The 17,428-nt window shown below is 48.8% G+C and carries 19 protein-coding genes; 18 read left to right on the plus strand and 1 reads right to left on the minus strand.

Going from position 1 to position 17,428, the window contains the following annotated elements; all coding sequences use genetic code 11:
* The first annotated feature begins 63 nt into the window (after positions 1 to 63).
* The 12 genes from ACLU9Q_RS05095 to ACLU9Q_RS05150 all read left to right on the plus strand — a co-directional run bounded on the left by ACLU9Q_RS05095 (position 64) and on the right by ACLU9Q_RS05150 (position 10,788).
* A complete protein-coding gene (locus ACLU9Q_RS05095) occupies positions 64 to 657 on the plus strand; it encodes a hypothetical protein (RefSeq protein ID WP_296835191.1) in 594 nt (197 codons plus the stop codon).
* Positions 658 to 902: 245 nt separating this feature from the next.
* On the plus strand, positions 903 to 1,226 hold the full coding sequence (locus ACLU9Q_RS05100) for a hypothetical protein (RefSeq protein WP_296835189.1): 324 nt from the start codon (positions 903 to 905) through the stop codon (positions 1,224 to 1,226).
* Between the two features lie 308 nt (positions 1,227 to 1,534).
* Positions 1,535 to 1,765: an oxaloacetate decarboxylase gene (locus ACLU9Q_RS05105; RefSeq protein WP_296835187.1), complete on the plus strand. Its 231-nt coding sequence runs from the start codon at positions 1,535 to 1,537 to the stop codon at positions 1,763 to 1,765.
* Between the two features lie 298 nt (positions 1,766 to 2,063).
* On the plus strand, positions 2,064 to 2,588 hold the full coding sequence (locus tag ACLU9Q_RS05110; protein ID WP_296835185.1) for a hypothetical protein: 525 nt from the start codon (positions 2,064 to 2,066) through the stop codon (positions 2,586 to 2,588).
* Positions 2,589 to 2,738: 150 nt separating this feature from the next.
* On the plus strand, positions 2,739 to 3,674 hold the full coding sequence (locus ACLU9Q_RS05115; RefSeq protein ID WP_296835183.1) for an alpha/beta hydrolase: 936 nt from the start codon (positions 2,739 to 2,741) through the stop codon (positions 3,672 to 3,674).
* 226 nt (positions 3,675 to 3,900) lie between these two features.
* Positions 3,901 to 4,896 (plus strand): TRAP transporter substrate-binding protein, encoded by a 996-nt coding sequence (locus tag ACLU9Q_RS05120; protein WP_296835180.1) that lies wholly within the window; start codon positions 3,901 to 3,903, stop codon positions 4,894 to 4,896.
* 136 nt (positions 4,897 to 5,032) lie between these two features.
* Positions 5,033 to 5,560, plus strand: a complete 528-nt coding sequence (locus ACLU9Q_RS05125) for a TRAP transporter small permease (RefSeq protein ID WP_296835178.1) — start codon at positions 5,033 to 5,035, stop codon at positions 5,558 to 5,560.
* Positions 5,557 to 6,849, plus strand: coding sequence for a TRAP transporter large permease (locus ACLU9Q_RS05130; protein ID WP_296835175.1), 1,293 nt, complete (start codon positions 5,557 to 5,559; stop codon positions 6,847 to 6,849). Before ACLU9Q_RS05125 ends, ACLU9Q_RS05130 begins: the two co-directional genes overlap by 4 nt.
* A gap of 12 nt (positions 6,850 to 6,861) precedes the next feature.
* Positions 6,862 to 7,326 (plus strand): YcxB family protein, encoded by a 465-nt coding sequence (locus tag ACLU9Q_RS05135; RefSeq protein ID WP_296835173.1) that lies wholly within the window; start codon positions 6,862 to 6,864, stop codon positions 7,324 to 7,326.
* 53 nt (positions 7,327 to 7,379) lie between these two features.
* Positions 7,380 to 8,987 carry a sensor histidine kinase gene (locus tag ACLU9Q_RS05140; RefSeq protein ID WP_296835170.1) on the plus strand — a complete coding sequence of 536 codons (1,608 nt, stop codon included), beginning with the start codon at positions 7,380 to 7,382 and terminating at the stop codon, positions 8,985 to 8,987.
* A gap of 2 nt (positions 8,988 to 8,989) precedes the next feature.
* Entirely contained in the window at positions 8,990 to 9,784 is a 795-nt protein-coding gene (locus ACLU9Q_RS05145; RefSeq protein ID WP_296835167.1) for a response regulator transcription factor, read from the plus strand.
* A gap of 50 nt (positions 9,785 to 9,834) precedes the next feature.
* On the plus strand, positions 9,835 to 10,788 hold the full coding sequence (locus ACLU9Q_RS05150; protein ID WP_412624715.1) for a TRAP transporter substrate-binding protein: 954 nt from the start codon (positions 9,835 to 9,837) through the stop codon (positions 10,786 to 10,788).
* A gap of 59 nt (positions 10,789 to 10,847) precedes the next feature.
* Here ACLU9Q_RS05150 and ACLU9Q_RS05155 read toward each other — a convergent pair whose 3' ends face one another.
* Positions 10,848 to 11,630 (minus strand): YesL family protein, encoded by a 783-nt coding sequence (locus ACLU9Q_RS05155; RefSeq protein WP_296835163.1) that lies wholly within the window; start codon positions 11,628 to 11,630, stop codon positions 10,848 to 10,850.
* Between the two features lie 526 nt (positions 11,631 to 12,156).
* On the opposite strand from ACLU9Q_RS05155, the gene ACLU9Q_RS05160 reads away from it, so the two are divergent.
* The 6 genes from ACLU9Q_RS05160 (at position 12,157) to ACLU9Q_RS05185 (ending at position 17,077) form a co-directional block, all read left to right on the plus strand.
* A complete protein-coding gene (locus tag ACLU9Q_RS05160) occupies positions 12,157 to 12,756 on the plus strand; it encodes an RNA polymerase sigma factor (RefSeq protein ID WP_296835161.1) in 600 nt (199 codons plus the stop codon).
* Positions 12,737 to 13,801: a DUF4179 domain-containing protein gene (locus tag ACLU9Q_RS05165; protein WP_296908327.1), complete on the plus strand. Its 1,065-nt coding sequence runs from the start codon at positions 12,737 to 12,739 to the stop codon at positions 13,799 to 13,801. The genes ACLU9Q_RS05160 and ACLU9Q_RS05165 overlap by 20 nt, the downstream gene beginning before the upstream one ends.
* A 92-nt stretch (positions 13,802 to 13,893) precedes the next feature.
* A complete protein-coding gene (locus ACLU9Q_RS05170; protein ID WP_296841371.1) occupies positions 13,894 to 14,346 on the plus strand; it encodes a hypothetical protein in 453 nt (150 codons plus the stop codon).
* A gap of 13 nt (positions 14,347 to 14,359) precedes the next feature.
* A complete protein-coding gene (locus ACLU9Q_RS05175; protein ID WP_298515708.1) occupies positions 14,360 to 15,709 on the plus strand; it encodes an SLC13 family permease in 1,350 nt (449 codons plus the stop codon).
* 12 nt (positions 15,710 to 15,721) lie between these two features.
* Positions 15,722 to 16,318: an AAA family ATPase gene (locus ACLU9Q_RS05180; RefSeq protein WP_298515705.1), complete on the plus strand. Its 597-nt coding sequence runs from the start codon at positions 15,722 to 15,724 to the stop codon at positions 16,316 to 16,318.
* Between the two features lie 162 nt (positions 16,319 to 16,480).
* Entirely contained in the window at positions 16,481 to 17,077 is a 597-nt protein-coding gene (locus tag ACLU9Q_RS05185) for an AAA family ATPase (RefSeq protein ID WP_298512468.1), read from the plus strand.
* Positions 17,078 to 17,428: the final 351 nt, after the last annotated feature.

Genomic DNA, 17,428 nt, shown 5'->3' on the forward strand with positions numbered 1-17,428 from the left:
GATGTCAGCAGCGGAGTGATCCGCTGGCAGCACAAAAACAATATATAAGGAGAGGGTAAACATATGAATGCTTTAAAATCATGGTGGGGAAATTTTGCCGACAGGCATCCGTCAGCAGCAAAGTGGGTGCGCGAGGGCGGTCTCTTCCTCATCTTCAGTAACCTGGTAACTGTTGTCCAGTATATCATCTACGCCTTCCTGCCGAATCTGCTCGGTCTGGAACTTGCGGGTACAGCATGGAGCTGGCCGGCAATCCCGGTGAGCCTGTTTGGAATCGACTTCACCTGGAACGCGCTCGGCTACGACGTTTTGTACAATGAAGCAGGACAGGTCATCATTGGCGGCGGTCTCGGCTACTTTATCGCCATGCTGGTTGGTTCCTTCCTCGCGCAGTGCATCAACTTCCCGCTGCAGAGAAATATCACCTTCCGCAGCCATGGCAACATTCCCTGGCAGATCATGTGGTACGTGATCGCGTGGGTGGTGATCACGATCGTGGTAAACTCCATCAACTGCGTGTGGGTAGCGGTTGCAAGCCAGCTCCTTCCGGGATGGTTGTACAACATCGGCACCACGGTACTGATGGGCGGTATATCCATGGTGATATTCTTCTTCGTATTCAAAATCATATTCCCGGAGGGGGAAGCAAAGAAATAATGCTGTCCGGTCCGGAATGCCATAGCGGCATCCGGTGCCTCCATATGACCGGGGCGTTACAAAAACAGATATTATAAAAGACAGATGCTATAAAAGGGAAACACTTCATAAAGAAGCTGTTTCCTTTTTTCGAAAGCGACTTTTGATTGATACGGCAGCCTTTTTCTGCTATACTTTGTAGCAGGGAAAGGCTGCCACTTTTTCCTTACAATCGGGATTTATAGGAATGGAGGACATATATAACCATGGATAATTGGATAGAACTATTGTTTAATGGTGGTGGAATTGCAACCGGTGTAATTGCAGGTTTTGTTGCTGCATTGGTTCAATTTTTGATTTCTCATTTGGATCATTCCTTTATAATTAAAACTAAAAAAGCGGAGCAAACTCATGAGTTTATTGAATGGCAGAGGGATGAAATTGGAAAATTGATAAGAGAAGTTAGTGTGATAAGAGTTCCTGCAATCACAGAAGCAAATGAAGATATTATTGAAAATGCATATCATCTAATAATTGCGGATTTCGAAAGGGCAAAGCCGTTATTGTACAAAAAAATGATCCTATTATAATCAAACATTATTTTAACACCCTTATTAAACGTTACAATCAGATGCAAGATATTAAATTAGGACATGAAAAAGAATTAAAACTCGAGGATTCAAAGAGGGTTCTTATAGGCGAAATCAAAGAATGTAAACAAAGACTATTAAACGTGTTACAGGATAAAGAAAAAGAGATTATGTCAAAAATGATATAGTGTGCAGAGATTCAAATTTGTAGAATTAAGAAAATCGGAATTGATCAAGCGAGGGATGCTTTTTGTCCAGCAGAAAAGAAGATGGGTAAATGAAGAATCAGGATTGGAGGAATCGAGCGCATGAAGAAGATTTTAGGAATTATATTAACAGTGATAGGGATTGTGATGGCAGTAGTATCCCTAATTTTTAAAATAAAAGGGAAAATGTCAGTGTCTATCATTGGTGGATCAGATGGTCCGACTTCAGTATTTGTTGCTGGTATAGTCGGAAGTCCTCTGGTAATTATAGGAATTGTTGCGGGTATTGCAGTGCTTGCAGTCGGCATTTTTATGGTTGCGAGAAAAAAATAAATTCCGGTTTGAAAAGAGCAAGAATATGCGGCTGATTGCGCTTCTTCGGGCTGTTTCATCTGCATTGGATTTTGGGATTATGACAGGGTGAATGTAAAGGTTGATTCGCAGTGGCGTGACCTGTGGAGGAATATTTATTCATCCGTGCTGCAGGGGGATCAACAGAATAAGGAACATTGAAATTCTGTTACTTTGGATGGGACTATTTCGGATGAGAAATCAAAAGGACGATTGCAGAAAGCTATGATGTGATTGTCGGGAAAACAGAATAAAGGCTTAAGTTTTATGGAGGCAGCCAATGAACAGGAATATAAATATCATAACAGATTTGAATGGAAATAAAATTGCCTTGATTAATGATATTATTTTTAAAGGAAAGAAAGCAATCAACTGGGATGATGTAAAGGCTTACCTGGAATCCTATGTAGGAGAGTTTTATGAGATCGCTGATACGAAGGACATTGTTTATATTGGGCAGGACCTGCCGGATGAGTATACAGGTTCCAGATATACTTATTCGTTAAAGGGGGCGAATGCAAAAGCAAAGGTGAATGCTTCACAGGGGATACCGGAAATGCTGGAAATAGCAGTTGGTAAGCACTTTCGGGAAAACTCCGGGGAAAAGCATTTAAGAAATGCAGCAAATGGATGGTACAGGTATGACTCCCGTTTTGCGCTTCCTGTTTATGATGAATCGGGAGAGGTGGAGCGGTATAATATTTTTCATGCGTCTATGCTGATACGCCACGCGAATGATGGAAAAATGTATTTATATGATGTTTTAGACATAAAAAAAGAAACGAGCAACCCGTTCAAATCATAAAATTCTACTTGGCAAAAACCCATTTCTTAAAATCAGTATAGAATATGCCTGGGCATTTGTCAAGAAAATTTTTCTTGCAAAATACGGGCTTTAAACACTTTTAAATCTTAAAAAAATTTTGTAAATAAATATTAAGAAGGAGGCTGGACAATGAAGAAAGAGCATTTTACGTATCATTCTAACGACCATGTGACAGAGATTCACGCCATCCGCTGGATTCCGGAGGGAAAGGTGCGCGCGGTGCTGCAGATCTCGCACGGCATGGTGGAGTTTATTGACCGCTACGATGAGTTCGCGGGATATCTGGCGGAGCGCGGCATTCTGGTGACGGGCAACGACCATCTTGGACACGGAAAATCCGTGCAGTCGGAGGAGCATTACGGATATTTCGCCAAAGAAGACGGCAACAAAACGCTTCTGAAGGATATTCACAGGCTGCGCAGGATCACGCAGCAGAAATACCCGGAGGTTCCGTATTTTCTGCTGGGACACAGTATGGGTTCTTTTCTGGTAAGGCAGTACCTCTGCATTTACGGAGAAGGGCTTGCGGGCGCGGTGATTATGGGTACGGGTTATCAGCCGCGCATTGCCACGCAGTTCGGAATGGTGCTCACCACGGCGATGGCAAAGGTTCTCGGCTGGAATTACCGCAGTTTTCTGGTGGATGCAATGGCGTTCGGCGGCTACAACCGGAAATTTGGAAAGTTAAGCGGCAAGGCATGGCTGAGCCGGAACGAGGAAAACGTGAATACATATATGAAGGAAAAGCTCTGCAACTTCCGCTTCACCTTAAACGGATATTACAATTTGTTTTACAGCATTTATACACTGAGCTTTGAAAATTTCCTCAACGGGATGCCGCGCGATCTTCCGGTGCTGTTTGTCTCCGGCGACGATGATCCGGTCGGTCAGTTCGGCAAGGGCGTGACAAAAGTATACAGGCAGTTCCTGCGCATGGGCATGACAAAGGTGAAGTGCAGGCTTTACCCGCAGGACCGCCATGAAATTTTAAACGAAGTGGACAGAGAGGATGTCTACGGGGACATCTATTACTGGATGACGGAAATCTTTGTATCCGGGGAATAGCAGAGATATGTGATGGCAGCAAAAAAAGAGCAGCAGGACAATTTGCAAACTTGTCCCGCTGCTCTTTTTTGTGCATTATGAACAAAAGAGAAAAAAGAGTAAAAGAAAATAGCATGAATTTGCTAGGAATATCAAAAATTTCCTGTACCAAATAGTATATTTTTTCGATATACTTAAATTATCAAATAGAACGGTTCTATAAAAAATGAAGAGGGAAGGAAAAAAGATGAAAAAGAAATTATTATCTGTAGTTTTAGGAGCAGCTATGGTTCTTTCTATGGGAACGCTTGCAGCAGCAGAGGATGCACCGGTTACACTGGTATACGCAGAGGTTAACCCGCTGGATACGATCGTAGGTCAGACGGCAACTGCATTCAAAGAGAAGGTAGAAGAGCTTTCCGGTGGTTCCATCACCATTGACATTCAGGCAAGCGGCGTGCTTGGTTCTGAGAACGATGTACTTGACACCATGCTTGGCGGCGGCGGAACAATTGATATGTCCCGTATCTCCGCATTTGCTCTGACAAGCTACGGCGGACAGAAATCCATGCTTCTGTCTCTCCCGTATACCTTCGTAAGCCGCGAACATTTCTGGAACTTTGCGACTTCTGATCTTGCACAGGAATTCCTCATGGAGCCGCAGGAGAACGGCAGCGGCGTGAGAGGTCTGTTCTACGGCGAGGAAGGCTTCCGTCATTTCTTCACGACGAAGGAAATCTCCGGCATCGAAGATCTGGCAGGCATGAAGCTGCGTGTGTCCAACGACCCGGTTATGAACGGTCTGGTAGAAGGTCTTGGCGCTTCTCCGACAGTTGTATCCTTCGGCGAGCTGTACTCCGCACTGCAGACAGGCGTTGTTGACGGCGCTGAGCAGCCGATCGCAAACTATAAGTCCAATGCATTCCCGGAGGTTGCTCCGAACCTGATCCTTGACGGACATACGCTGGGCGCTATCCAGGTTATCATTACTGACGCTGCATGGGACAAACTGAGCGAGAATCAGCAGAACATTATCATGGAAGCCGGCGAATATGCCTCCAACTTCAACCGTGAGCTTTCCGCAGGCGAGGAAGAGAAGGTTCTTGAGCAGCTCAAGGCAGACGGCGTAAACGTAATCGAAGTGGAAGATCTGACTCCGTGGCAGGCAGCGGTTGCTGACGTTATTTCCGAAAATACCAAGGGTATGGAAGACCTGTATCAGCAGATCGTAGATATGCAGTAAGCTCTGAACGGCAAGAGATATCACGTAAAATATCCGCCTGGCGTGTTGCCTCGCGGAATGGAGGGCGCGGCGGAAATGTCCGCTGCGCCTTTCTTGATGGAAAGAAAAGAGAGATAAGGATAAGAGGGAGGTTATTATGACCGGCTTTTTTGAAAAAATTGATAAGTTCAAACCGGTATATGACGTCATTTATAAAGTAGACTTATTCATCTGTAAGCTTCTTCTGATCGCCGACATTCTGATTACCAGTATGGCGGTATTGGGACGTTATATACCATTTATCCCGGACCCGGCATGGAGCGAGGAAGTCGTGCTTACGCTGATGTCGTATATGGCGGTTCTTTCGGCGGCGCTGGCGATCCGCAAGGGAAGCCACATCCGCATGACGGCGTTCGACCGTTATCTTCCGAAGAAGCTGCTCGTGCTTCTGGATCTGCTGGCGGATGCGCTGGTATTTGTGCTGGCGATCGTTATGCTCACGGTGGGCTGGCAGTATGCGTCCACGCTTGGCGCCAAGGGTACCTATGTAAGTATGCCGTGGCTGTCGCGTTTCTGGATGTATGCACCGATTCCGCTTGCGGGGTTGTTTATGATTATCTTTGAGATCGAGGCAATTTACAATCACATTAAGCGCCTTGTTCTGGGAGAGGAGGCGCAGGTATGACCGTTAATTCAGCGGCAATCGCAGTATTGCTGATAAGCTTTCTTGTTATGATTTTGTTAAGATTCCCGATTGCGTATGCAGTTGCGTTATCTTCGATGTTCTGTCTGCTTTTCCAGGGGCTTCCGCTCACCACGATCTGTCAGCAGATGGTAAAAGGTATCAGTTCCTTCAGTCTGATGGCGGTGCCGTTCTTTATCACAATGGGCTGCCTGATGGGCAGCGGCGGTATCTCGCAAAAACTGATCGACCTGGCGAACGCCTGCGTTGGCTGGATGACGGGCGGCATGGCGATGGTAAACATCGTTGCTTCCTATTTCTTCGGAGGTATTTCCGGTTCTGCATCCGCAGACACTGCTTCTCTGGGAAGTATCCTGATCCCGATGATGGTTGACCAGGGATACGACGGAGATTTTTCGACGGCTGTTACCATTACCTCATCCTGTGAGGGACTTCTGGTTCCGCCGAGCCACAACATGGTCATTTATGCGATGTCGGCGGGCGGCATCTCCGTAGGAAGTCTCTTCCTTGCCGGATACATACCGGGAGCGCTCCTGGCGCTTTCGCTGATGGTAGGCTCCTACATTATCTCGAAAAAGAGACATTACCCGAAGGGGGAAAAATTCAGCATCAGGAATCTGCTGAAGCAGTTGTCCGTATCCTTCTGGGCGCTGGCAGCTGTTGTCATCGTGGTGGTCGGCGTTGTATTTGGATGGTTTACCGCGACAGAGTCTGCGGCGATCGCAGTTATTTACAGCCTGATCGTCAGCGTGTATGTTTATAAGGGACTGACCTGGAAGGGCGTGTGGCACGTTCTGGAGCAGTGTGTGGATACGCTGTCCATCGTGCTGATCCTGATCGCAACCTCCAGTATTTTCGGATACTGCCTGACCACGCTGCATGTGCCGGATATTGCGGCAACAGCGATCACCGGCATTACGGATAATCCGATCATTCTGGCGCTGCTGCTGAATCTGATCCTGCTGTTCCTCGGATGCATTATGGACATGGCGCCGATCATTCTGATCGCGACACCGATCCTGCTTCCGATCGCAACCTCGATCGGCATCAACCCGATCCAGTTTGGTATCATGATGATCTTAAACTGTGGCATCGGTCTGCTGACGCCGCCGGTAGGAGCTGTGCTGTTCATTGGTTCCGCTGTGGCAAAGCTGAAAATGGAGCAGGTGGTAAAGGCGACGCTTCCGTTCTACCTTTGCATGATCGTTGTACTGCTGCTGATCACCTTTATTCCGCAGATCAGTATGTTCCTTCCGAACCTGCTTATGTAGTAAGGAGAGCTTATGAGATACAAATTCAAATGTGACATTACGGCGATGGACTGCTTCCGGCTTTCCATGTACCGCATTTATCACTCCATGGTCGGAGTGTGCAGCATAATATTTGCAGTCTCTTTTCTGGCGATGACGATTCATTTCTGGGGAGAGAATGTACTGGTAAATGCGGCGATGGCACTTGGATGCCTGCTTGTTCCGGTGATACAGCCTGCAGGTACGTATCTGCGCGCGAGAAAACAGGCGGCGCAGCTTCCAAAGAATATGGAGCTGTGGTTTGGAGATGCGGGCATCTACGTGCAGGCGGATGGAAAGACGGCAAACGTTGACTGGAAAAAAATCAGTCGGGCGGTGAAAGAGCCGAATATGATAATTATTCTGGAGAGCAGCGGCAGAGGATATATGATTTCAGACCGCGTGCTCGGGGCGGAAAAAGAAGAATTTTTTACATATTTGAAATCCCGTATCTCATGATACGAAAAAAGCATGTTGCCGGAAGCCGGGAGGCACGCCGGAGCATGCAATAGATGAGCGATGCGTTTTTTGCGCACCGCTCATTTGTGCAAAAATCCGGTGGCGGCTGCCGCCCTGGAATACGTACTGCAGGAAAACGGGCGTGCAGCTACAAAAATGGAAAGGACGGGAAGCATGTGCGGAAAAAAATAGAGCAGGCATGGAACTCGCAGACGATCCGGCACAAGATTCTCCTTTTTACAGGCGGAGTGCTCCTGATCATTGTGCTTTCCTGTATTCTGGATGCCTGGATCGTGCGCTTTTCCATGGTCGATTTTCACCGGATCCTGGAAATGAACGCGCAGAACGGTGAGCTGGTGAGGGTAATTGAGCGGGAAAATGCTGCTTTTGAGGCTTACGTCAAAAATGCGGATGAGGAAAAGCAGGAAACGCTTAAGCAGGCAATGGAAGCAACAAGGGAAACGGTGGAACAGTATTCCGTCGAGGATCGTATGCTCGGAGTCAGGATCTATGCGCAGATCTGGTCGATCCGAAATATTTATGAGGTGTACCAGGAAAGCAGAGATGCGGTGCTTGCGATGGACAGCGATGATCCCCGGTATATTGAAAGCCTATATGAGGTATATGATATGCAGTCGTATCTGTTTGACTATGCGCAGACGCTGCTGATCGAGAGCGCGGAAGCGGGAAATGCCGTATACCGCGAGACTTATCCGCTGGTACTGTGGGTGACAGCGCTGGTAATTTTGCTGATTCTGTTGTCTTTCTTTGCTGTACTCTGGCTTTCCCAAACCATGTACCGCTCGATCGTTTATCCGGTAATTGCGCTGGCGGAGGCGTCGCGCAAAATTGCCGCAAATGAATTTTTTATCGAGGACGTGCAGGTGGAAAACCAGGATGAACTCGGAGAGCTGGTTGCGGCGTTCAACAAAATGAAGTATGCCACGGCGCGTTATATCCAGACGCAGGAGGAAAACCGCATTGCCCTTGGAAAGCTTCACGAAAAGGAGCTTGAGCAGATGGAACTGGAACGCCGTCTGGAGAATGCCAGGATGGAGGTGCTGATCAACCAGATTAATCCACATTTCCTGTTTAACACATTAAATGTGATCGGCGGGATGGCGAATCTGGAGGAGGCGGAGATTACTGAGAAGATGATCAAGGCACTCAGCGACATTTTCCGTTACAATCTGAAAAATGACGAGCAGAGGGTTTCGCTTGCCAGAGAGATCAAGGTTACGCAGGATTATATGTATCTGCAGCATATGCGGTTTGGCGCGCGGATTTCCTATCGGATCGACTGCCGGGTGGACACGCAGAAATATCAGATTCCGACTTTTACTTTTCAGCCGCTCGTGGAGAATGCGATCATTCACGGCCTGGCCCCGAAAGTGGAGGGCGGAAAGATAAAGATCAGCGTATGGGAGAAGGGCGGCAGTCTGCTGATCATTGTGGCGGATAACGGTGTTGGAATGCCGGAGGAGACGCGGGACCGTCTGCGTGCGGAAATTCTGCAGAACAGCAAAAAAGAGATGGGGATAGGCTTTACCAACGTATCCCGGCGCATTCTGGCGATGTATTCGGAGGCAAGGGTGGGGCTTTTCAGTAGAGAAAAAAGAGGGACGATCGTAAAGATAGAAATTCCAATAGGAGGTGAGTGAGGATGCTTCGGGTACTGGTTGCGGACGACGAACCGATTGAGCGAATGGTAGTGACCAAGAAGATCCAGAAAAATTTTGACGGGCAGCTTGAGGCAGTGCAGGCGGAGAACGGGGAGGAGGCTGTGCGGCGCTTTTTTTCGGAAGGGTGCAGCATCGCGATCCTTGACATTAATATGCCCGGCATGAGCGGTCTGGAAGCGGCGGCGAAGATCAGGGAAAAGGATAACGTGAGCAGCATTATTTTTCTGACAGCTTATGATGAATTCAGCTATGCGAAAAAGGCATTTTCGGTGCGTGCGCTTGATTATCTGTTGAAGCCCGGTTCTGATGAGGAGCTGATCGCTGTTCTGGAGGAGGCGATCCGGCTGGAGGAAAAGGCACAGAAGAAGACGCTTGTGCGGAAGGAAAATCGTCATATGGAGAGCGCGGAGGAGGAGAAAAACACTGACAATGCACGGATGCGCGCGGTGGCGGTAGCGATTGGCGATTATCTGAAGCAGCATTATATGGAGGATATCGCCCTGCAGGATATCGCGGGCGCTATGGGATATTCCGATGCGTATTTTTCCAAAATCTTCAAGCAGTGTTTTGATAAGAATTTTACAGTATACCTCACGGAGCTTCGTGTGGAGCTTGCAAAGAAGATGCTGCCGGACCTTGCGGTAAATATAAAAGAAATCGGCACGCGGGTGGGTTTCCACGATTCTAATTACTTTACCAGAGTCTTTAAGCGAACGACGGGGATGACGCCGAGCGAGTACCGCAATTATGCGATAGAAGAGAGTGAAAAGGTATGAGCAGAAGAAAAGGGTGGCTGATCGGCGGAGCAGTGTTTTTGTGTGTTCTGATGGGGACGGTTCTGTGGCAGATCGGCAGGACGGGCGAAACGGTTCCGGAATATGTGCTGAATTATGCAGAAAACCAGACGGCGGACTATCCGACGACACTGGGAGCTTACCGGTTCGCGGAGCTGGTGGAGAGGCAGACAAACGGCAGGATCAAGGTCATCGTGCAGCCGGAGGCGGAGCTTGGCGCGGAGAAAGAGGTCCTGCGGCAGATGAAGTATGGTGGGATTGATTTTGCCAGGATCTCGCTCTCGCAGCTTGCAGAGCTTATCCCGGAGATGAATGCGCTGCAGATGCCGTACCTCTATCGGGATTCCACACATATGTGGGAGGTGCTCAGCGGTGAGATCGGCGACTATTTCCTGGAGAAGGCGGGTGAGGTCGGTCTGGTAGGGCTTAGCTGGTACGATGCGGGCGTGCGCAATTTCTATACGTCGCAAAAACAGATCACATGCCTGGAGGATCTGCAGGGAATGACGATCCGCGTGCAGGAATCGGATATGATGGCGGATATGGTGGAGGCACTCGGTGCCACCGCTGTTCAGATTGCCTACAGCGAGGTGTATTCGAGCATTCAGCTGGGCGAGGTCGACGGAGCGGAAAACAACTGGCCGTCCTACAAGGCGATGAACCACGACGAGGTGGCAAAGTATTATACTGTGGATGAGCACACGCGCGTGCCGGAGATGCAGCTTGTGTCTGCACACACGTGGGAGAAGCTTTCAGAGGAGGATCAGGAGATTATTCTGGAGTGCGCCAAGGAATCCGCCCGTCTGGAACGCAGGCTGTGGAAGCTGCAGGAAAAGCAGTCGCAGGAAAAGGCAGTGAAAAACGGCACGGTTGTGATCGAGATCTCGGATGAAGAAAAAGAGCGCTTCCGCGCGGCGGTGGAACCGGTTTATCAGAAATACTGCGGGGAGTATATGGATATTATTGAGAGGATACGGGAGCTGTAAACGGACTTTGCGATTAAAGCTCCCGTTAATCTTTGGCAGCAAGAAAGGTTTTCGGGAAATTACTGGTCGTCATCAGAAACACCATCGTTATCGTTATCCGTCGGTGTTTCCGAAAGCTCTTCCGCGGCATTGTCCGCCGCACGGAATTCCGCAATTTTTTCTTCCATAGTCGGCACCGTGAATTCTTCGTCCGGGGCAGGCGTCTCTTCCTCTTCATCCTTCGGAATATACTTATCAAAAATGCGCACCAGGAACCAGGAGTTTGCCAGGGCGATGGTGGCGAATCCCAATAAAATCCAGAACAGAAGTCCATAGGAGATCGTCCAGTTGTTGAAGAATGTAATAAGCACGGCTGCGACCGTGATCACCAGCATGATGACCGTCTGCGGCAGATGGCGGATGGACATCAGAAGTGCATTTTTGGTGGTATTTTTGATAGTATTGTAAAACTTCGACTGCAGCGGGAACAGGTATGTCAATATCATTGCCAGAAACAGCGCCACGACTGTCAGACCGATCAGCATTGCCTGTCTGATGGTTCCGTCCATCACATTTACAATGCGGTAATCAAAGAAAAGCAGGACAAGCAGCACGAGGGCGATCAGCCACATGATAGTGGACTGCTTGAAATTTTCTTTGAACGACTTAAAGTAACTGCGCACAATGTAAGATTCTTCATTGCGGATCATCTTCAGCGTTACGTAATAGAGAGCTGTCCAGGCGGCACCGATCGTAACGATGGGGATGCAGGTTATCAGAAAAATAATATTTAAAATCATCAAATCTGCAATCCGGGATAAAACCTGGAAAAATCCATTGTCCATGTTAAAAAAACGACTCATGTTATCACCTCGGGATATTATTTTAGATATAAATAATAGTATATCGAATTTTGACAAAAAGTGCAATCCCAAAGAAAATTCAATTTACAGATTCACATATAATTTGATGCGTGACAAATAATATAATTGAATAATAAACGGAAATGTGATATGATAAAAAAGACAACTGTGTTGCGGGGTGGGTTGACCTTCATTCTACATAGGATGGAGGTGATGCGGATGAACAATCGTAATTTTGATTTCCAGGATCTCATGGCGTTTGGAATGTTCATTTTGGCGTTGCTGACATTTATTTTTTTAAATTTAAAGTAATGTACCTGGGCAGAAAAAACCACCCCTAAACTTTGACCGAGCGGATGGAGTGGGATTTTCTGCTTTTATTTATTCTGCTAAAGGTCAACCCACCCTGTGGGCGGTTGTTCTTTTCTATTTGACTATAACATATTTTTTTATCAGATACAAGTTTTTGTGACACTTTTCCCACGATTTTACGAATATTATTATAGAAGCACGAAAGGAGGACGGTATGGAGGATATTGAGATTATTGATCTTTTCTTTTGCAGGGATGAAAATGCGATTAAGGAGCTGAGTGCGAAGTATCACGCCTATTGCCACAGGATCGCCCTGAATTTTGTGGGCAGTATCGAGGATGCGGAGGAGTGTGTAAATGACACCTGGCTGGCGGCGTGGTCGTATATGCCGCCGAAGCGCCCGGCGAACCTGCCTGCGTTTGTGGGCAGGATCACGCGGGGCTTTGCGATCGACTGTCTGCGGAAGAAATACGCAGCAAAGAGGGCGGATCTGCATCTGGTACATATTGAGCAGGAAACCGGTGTACTGAACAGCCTGCTCTCGGATCCGCTGGAGGAGGAGATTACCGCAAGAGAGCTGACGCATGTGATCAACAATTTTCTGCGCAGTCTGCCGGAGGCGGACCGGGATATTTTCCTGAGGCGATATTGGTATCTGGATCGGGAAAAGGAGATCGCGGCGCGCCACGGCAGGACAGTGAACGGGATCAAGGCGAGCCTGTATCGGAGCAGAAAGAAGCTGTACAAGCGCCTGCAGGCGGAGAAATGGATTTCAGGGAAGAAAGGAGAACACTATGAGTCAGAAGCATTTTGAATTACTGGAAGCGCTGCAGTGCGCGGACGATGTTTTTGTTGACGCAGCGGGAAAGGATTGGGAACAGAAAAAAAGACCGTATTTCCGGCGGGCAGGGATACGCGCGGCATGTATGCTGCTGATAGCGGCGGCAGGACTTGGCGGTGTTTTTCACAAACAAGTGGCGGAGGCGATCAGCAGCTTTACCACCCGGCTTGCAGAATGGATGGGAAATGACAACGATCTGCGGCAGTACACGGAAGTGGTTGATGAAACGCAGACGAAGGACGGCGTCAGCATGACCCTGAAGGAGGTATTGATCGATGCCAGCAATATCAGGGCGGCCGTGGAGGTCTCGTGGGAGGATGGAATCGTGACGGGACATCCGTGGCTGTACTACGGTGCGATTTACATAAATGGAGAATATGTCGATACACTGATGCTGAAAAATTATGAGACGGGGGAAGAGGGGCAGTATGTATTGCTTGCGCCTTACGAGGAGGGGGCGATCCCCCAGGAAATCAATGATGTCACTCTGATGATTCGTTTTGTGCAGTCTCAGGAGGACGGAACGGTTGACGGGCTTGCTGATTTTACATTTGCATTTGAGACGACTAAGGAAAGCATTATGGAGCAGACTGCGACGCTTTCGATCAACCGGACGCTCAAAACGGAGGATCTTATATTCCATGTGCAGGATATGACCTACACGGATGCCTCGGCGCGTATCCGTGTGCAGATGGAGGGTGATCCGCGGACCTTCTGCGGTGAGGGCGATGATCAGTACACGGAAATCAACTATTTTCTCTGCCTGACAGACGAACAGGAAAACTGGCTGGAATTTGATGCGGTCGATTATGATGAGGAAACCGGGATGCTGGTGCTCGATATGGATTGCGGCACACCGGCAGTGGATACAGCGTCTTATTTTGATATAGAGCTGTGCAGACGTTACCCGATAGAGGTTTCTGAAGTCGGGGAGGAACCGTCGGCAGAGGCGCTTCAGGAGCAATATCCGGGCGGGTTGCCAGGATACCTGGATAAGGTGCGTCTGGAATTGAAATAGATATTTTTTGCCGGACACATAAAAACACCTTTCAAAAAAAAGAATTGCATTTTAAAAAAAAATGATTATAATAGCGGAAGAGAGGTGTGTTTATGAAAAGTCTGGTAGTAAGAAAATGGGTGTGCCGTCTGCTTGTGCTGATCCTGACGTTATCCGGCATGTACATGGAAGGAGTAAACGCTGATTTTTCAAATACATGCATGGAGGAGGAGATATGCCGTCAGCATATCCGCCGGGAAGAGCGTATGCTGGTTGACTGGGGAATCTGCACAGAGGAGCAGATGGGAAACGAGATGCCCGATGCCTGTGTACAGCGGGCGGCACGCAGTCGAAAGCTCATAGAGAGCAGGGATATCCTGGATCTGGTACAGGAATATCCGGGCTGTGCGCTGACGCTGTTTGAGCGGCACTGTGCCGAGCATATGCAGAAAAATTCCGGAAGGAGCATTGCTGTCTGCTATGCGCACCGGCAGGACGGAAAAAAGAATAACCTCAGTGTTTTCGGAAAGGAGAACGGGAACGTTTTCATAAAAGAAATCAACTGAGGAGGAAAAATTTATGGTAGCACAGATTGTAGCTGTTGTAATTTTTATTGCAATGTTTGCGCTGATCGTATCCGAAAAGATTGAACGTCATCTGGCGTCCCTGGGATGCGGGCTGCTGATGCTGATCCTGGTATTCGGCTTCTGCATGCACAGCGGTTCGGCGGTGATCGATACGCTGAATGTTGGCAGTATTTTCACGCCGGGCTTCTGGTACTCGGCGGGCGAGGCTTCCGAGAGCTCGGCAGGCATCAACTGGGAGACGATCTTCTTCATCGCCGGTATGATGGTGATGGTGGAGGGAATGGGAAGAGCGGGCTTTTTCCGCTGGCTCTGCCTGTGCATTGCAAGACTTGTAAAATATAAAGCGGTGCGCATCTTCGTCACCTTTATGATGATGTCGTTTGTGCTGGCAATGTTTATCGACAGCATCACGGTAATTCTGTTCCTTGCGGCGGTTACGGTGGAGCTTGCGCGGCTTCTGGAGTTTAATCCGGTTCCGGTGATCTTAGCGGAGGTGTTCTGCGCGAACCTGGGTGGATCGGCAACCATGTGCGGAGATCCGCCTAACATCATTATCGGTACGTCTCTTGGATATACCTTTGGTGATTTTGTGACAAACACCGGTCTGATCGCACTGATCTGCCTGGTATTTGTTATCATTTATTTTTACATATGCTTCCACAAGGAGCTGAGCGGCGGGCAGGCAGCGGTGCAGGCGGCTTCTCTGAATCCGAAGGATGCGATTGAAAACAAAAAGGATTTTACCATTAGCTGCATTATTTTCGCGGTTACGGTGGTTCTGCTGGTAACGCATGCGCAGACGGGGCTGACCGTTTCTACTATCGGCACGGTGATCGGCATCGTCACGCTGATCGCGGCGGGAAGAGATGCGATCGTGCTGATCAAAAAGGTGGATTATAAAACGCTGTTGTTCTTCATCGGACTGTTCGTGGTAGTTGGCGGTCTGGAGCAGACGGGCATTCTGGAAGTAATCGCCGGATTTATTGCCGATATCAGCGAGGGCAACGCGATGCTGATGATCGCGATCGTACTGTGGATCTCCGCGATTGCCAGCGCGTTTGTGGATAATATCCCGTTTGCGGCGACCATGATCCCGATCATCAAGAGTCTGGCGGCGTCGCAGGGCGTGGCTCTTCCGGTGCTGGCGTGGACGCTGGCGATCGGAACCGATATCGGAGGCAGTGCGACACCGATCGGAGCTTCCGCAAATGTAGTCGGCATCTCTGTGGCAGCGAAAAACGGTCACATGATCGGATGGGGCAAATATTGCCGGTATATGGCGCCCGCCACGATCCTTGTGGTGCTGATTTCGATGGCATGCATTTATCTGCGTTATTTTTAGGAGGTGAAGAGCATGGATAAACAATTGATCATTTCCGTTGGACGTGAATTTGGCAGCGGCGGTCATGTGATCGCCGAGGATCTGGCGCGCAGGTTTGCGCTGCCGCTTTATGACTACAATCTTCTGGAGCACATTGCGGAGGAAAAGGACATTGCGCACGAGGAACTGAAGAAATACGACGAAAAGCCGAAATCGCGGCTGTTTTCGCGGACCGTGCGCGGTCATTCCAACTCCATCCAGGAGCACGTGGCGCAGATGCAGTTTGATTATCTGCGGCAGATGGCGCAGGAGGGAAGATCCTTTGTGGTTGTCGGGCGCTGCGCGGAGGAAATTTTAAAAGGAAATCCCGGTCTGGTGACGATCTTCGTTCTGGGCGATAAGCAGTGCAAGGTAAAGCGCGTCATGGAAAAATACGGGCTTTCCGAGAAGGAAGCGCTGCAGATGTGTAAAAAAGAGGACTGGGAGCGGAAGTATTATCACAATTATTTCTGCACGGGACAGTGGGGCGATTCCAGAAATTATGACCTGTCTGTCAACAGCAGCCGTCTTGGTCTGGAAAAAACAGCCGATATGCTGGAAAAATTTATTCGAACAAAGCTGCAATTATAGAAGAAATGTGATATAATACAAAAGAACGAGCCGTAGCGGGAGAGCCGCGACGGACAAGCCAGGAAACGGCGCCTCGCGGCGCCGTTTTTGTTTCCGGAATCCAGAGATTTTCGGGACAAAGACGTCCGCGGGGAGAGTTAAGACAACAGGGGGAAGAAGCTTATGGGTGAACAATTAATTATTTCTGTGGGGCGTGAGTTTGGCAGCGGCGGACATGTGATCGCCGAGGCGCTCGCAGAGCGCTTCGGGCTGCCGCTTTACGACCACAATCTTCTGGATGAGATCGCAGAGGGCAAAAATGTAGACGGGCAAAGCCTGAAAATGTACGATGAGAAGCACAAAATCAAACTGTTTTCCAGAAAGGTGCGCGGACATTCTACCTCTATGGAGGACCATGTGGCGGACATGCAGTTCGAATATTTACAGAAGCTTGCCGGGGAGGGAAAATCTTTTGTGGTTGTCGGGCGCTGCGCGGAGACGAAGCTGAAATCGTTTCCGGGACTGGTCTCCATTTTCGTCCTGGGAGACGAGGAGTGCAAGACGAAGCGCGTCATGGAGCGGTATCATCTGGGAAGAGATGCTGCGCGGCAGAAGATGAAAAAGGCGGACTGGTATCGCAAGCGCTATCATAATTATCACTGTGCGGGCAAGTGGGGCGATTCCAGAAACTACGATTTTTCCATCAACAGCAGCAGGCTTGGCATCGAAAAGACGATCGATTTTCTGGAAGAATACATAAAAGAGCGACAGACCTCTTGACTTTAAAGGATTCTTACGGTATTATAGTTGCGAATATTTTACATGCTACGACGAAGACAGTACATCTGCCGCGAACGCCACAGCGAGCCGGGGAGGGTGTAAGCCCGGCGCAAGTAACACAGATGGAAGATCGCTTCTGAGCAGCGGGGTCGAAAGCGCCGGCGGCGCAAGTAGATTCCGACGGTTTTCCGCCGTTAAAGGGAACACATATAGTAGTATGTTGTAACAGGTGGTATAGCGAGACCCTCGTCCTTTTACGGACGGGGGTTTTATTTTCTCGCGAGCGACCGAAGAAACGTAGACCTGCCGCGCAGATGGATGCGCTCGTTTTGCAGATGTATGACGGGAAAG

Origin of the sequence: Marvinbryantia sp., from assembly GCF_047017445.1 — a bacterium.
Taxonomy (GTDB): Bacteria; Bacillota; Clostridia; order Lachnospirales; family Lachnospiraceae; genus Marvinbryantia.